General features: G+C 71.9%; 2 protein-coding genes and 1 pseudogene. 2 read left to right on the forward strand and 1 reads right to left on the reverse strand.

Annotated elements, in window-relative coordinates; genetic code table 11:
- Nucleotides 1-289: pseudogene (locus VGD70_RS22530) on the forward strand (alcohol dehydrogenase); the annotation flags it as partial.
- Nucleotides 290-433: 144 nt separating this feature from the next.
- On the opposite strand, the gene VGD70_RS22535 reads toward VGD70_RS22530, so the two are convergent.
- On the reverse strand, nt 434-1,633 hold the full coding sequence (locus VGD70_RS22535) for a cytochrome P450 (protein WP_331084452.1): 1,200 nt from the start codon (nt 1,631-1,633) through the stop codon (nt 434-436).
- Between the two features lie 106 nt (nt 1,634-1,739).
- On the opposite strand from VGD70_RS22535, the gene VGD70_RS22540 reads away from it, so the two are divergent.
- Nucleotides 1,740-2,387, forward strand: coding sequence for a helix-turn-helix domain-containing protein (locus tag VGD70_RS22540; protein ID WP_331084454.1), 648 nt, complete (start codon nt 1,740-1,742; stop codon nt 2,385-2,387).
- Nucleotides 2,388-2,405: the final 18 nt, after the last annotated feature.

Raw genomic sequence — 2,405 nt, forward strand, 5'->3', positions numbered from 1 at the left:
GTCGTGGGGCAGCAGCCGCCGCGGCGGCACGGTCACCGTGATCGGGGTCGGCGCCAGGACCAGCCCGGTCGAGTTCAACGCGCTGGAGCTGTACTGGTTCGGCCGCACCCTGCACGGCTGCGTCTACGGCTCGTCCGACCCAGACGTGGACGTGCCCCGCCTGCTGACCGAGGTGGCCGAGGGCCGGGTCGACCTGGCCGCGCTGGCCACCGACACCACCGACCTGTCCGGCGTGAACGCCGCGTTCGAGCGCTTCGGCCAGGGCGGCCGCACGATCGTCCGCTTCTAGTCCGCCTCCCCGGGATTAAAAGTGTGCGTTGCGTCCCGGCGAATAGTGCGGGTACCGAGGTGGGTGGTGGCTGGGTGCCGTCACGGTCCCCTGAGGTTCCGGTGGTCGGCGCAGGACTTCACACGATGATCTACAAGACAGGCCTTACTCCCAGGTGATGGGGAGCTTGTGCAGGCCGTAGATCGTGTGGTCGTCCTTCACCGGTAGCTCGGCGGCGGGGACGGCCAGGCGCAAGGTCGGGATGCGGGCGAACAGCGTGTCGAACACGACCTGGAGCTCGACGCGGGCCAGGTTCTGCCCCAGGCACTGGTGCGCGCCGAACCCGAACGCGACGTGGTTGCGCGCGCCGCGGTCGACGTCGATGCGCTCGGGGTCGGCGAAGACCGACGGGTCGTGGTTGGCGGACAGGTTGACCGTCAGCACGCCCTCGCCCGCCTTCACCGGCACGCCGCCGATCGACGTGTCGGCCATGGCCACGCGGGAGGTGACCCACTCGACGATCGTCAGGTGGCGCAACAGCTCCTCGACCGCGTTGGGCGTCTTCGCCGGGTCGCGGCGGATCGCGGCCAGCTGGTCGGGATGCTCGAGCAGCGTCGCCGTGCCGAGGGAGATCATGTTCGCGGTGGTCTCGTGGCCCGCGATGAGCAGCAGCAGCGCCAGGCTCGTCAGCGCTTCGTGGTCCTCGGTCCCGGCCGCCCGGTGCGCGAGGACCTGCCGGCCGAGCAGGTCATCGGTCGGCTCGGCCTCCTTCGCCTTCACCAGCTCGTCCATGTAGGACCGCAGCTCCTCGCTCGCGACCCGGGCCTCGTCCTCGGCGGCGGTGCGGCGCAGCAAGGTGCTCGTGCGGGCCTGGAAGAAGTCGTGGTCGGCGTACGGCACGCCGAGCAGCTCGCAGATCACCAGCGACGGCACCGGCAGGGCCAGCGCGGCCACCAGGTCCGCCGGCCGCGGCCCGGCCAGCATCGCGTCGATGTGCTCGTCGACGATCTGCTGGATCCGCGACCGCAAGGCCGCGAGCCGCTTGACGGTGAACTCGCCGAGGACCGCGCGCCGGGCGGGCCCGTGGTCGGGCGGGTCCATCGAGATCAGCGTCGGCTTGGCGGTCTGCCGCGACTGCACGGCGCGCCGTCCGATCACCAGCGGGAAGTTCGGGTTCAGCCGGTTGGCACTCACGTTGGGGTCGGTGAGCAGCGCGCGCACGTCCTCGTGCCGGGACGCCGCCCACACCTCCTGCCCGGTGCTGAGCGTCACCTTGGTCATCGGCCCGGCCTCGCGGTCGGCGAGATGGCCCTCGGGTGCGTGGAAGGGGCAGCCGCGGGGTGGCGGAAAGGTCGACTCGGTCATCGATGTCCCTCTTTGTACGGATCTGGAAGGTTTCCGTCCGGTTGCTTCCGACGGTAGCCATTCCGACGCGCTCCGTCCAGGTGACAGGGGTGCGATACTCACCGGCATGACGTCGGACGCCGCGACCCCGCTGCGGTCCGACGCGCGCCGCAACCGTGACCAGATCCTGCGGGTGGCGAGGGAGATCTTCGCCGAGCAGGGCCTGGCCGTGCCGATGGAGGAGATCGCGCGCCGGGCCGAGGTCGGCGTCGGCACGCTCTACCGCCGCTTCCCCGACCGCGACGCGCTGATCCGCGCGGTGTTCCGGGACAGCTTCCGCGCGGTCGCCACCGAGATGCGGACCGCGCTGGACGAGGAGCCGACCGCGTGGGACGCGCTGGTCCGGATCATGCGGCTTTCCGCGCAGCTGCGGCTGTCGATGCGGCTGCACACCTACTCGCCGACGGTCGCGGCCGTCGTCCGCGCCGACGAGGAGTCCGAGCGGTTCCGGCGCACGGCGGTCGACGTGCTGGAACAGGTGATGGCGCGGGCGCAGGCCGAAGGCACGCTGCGCACGGATGTGGGCGTGGGCGACCTGTCGATGCTGTTCGTGTCGGTCGTGCACCAGACGCACAACCTCACCGCGGAGGCCGCGCGGCTGGCGCCCGGCCGAGTGCTCGCGATCATGCTCGACGGCCTCCGCGCACCGGCCCCGGACGCGCTGCCCGGCCGGCCGCTGAACCGCGCCGACCTCGACGCCGGGTTCGCCGGATAGGGCGCGTCCGGCGGGTCA

It is taken from the genome of Actinophytocola sp., assembly GCF_036402745.1.
GTDB lineage: Bacteria > Actinomycetota > Actinomycetes > Mycobacteriales > Pseudonocardiaceae > Actinophytocola.

Bases quoted from the DNA above. Each gene is read 5' to 3' on its own strand.
- VGD70_RS22535 (WP_331084452.1), bottom strand. From the start codon at position 1,633: ATGACCGAGTCGACCTTTCCGCCACCCCGCGGCTGCCCCTTCCACGCA.
- VGD70_RS22540 (WP_331084454.1), top strand. From the start codon at position 1,740: ATGACGTCGGACGCCGCGACCCCGCTGCGGTCCGACGCGCGCCGCAAC.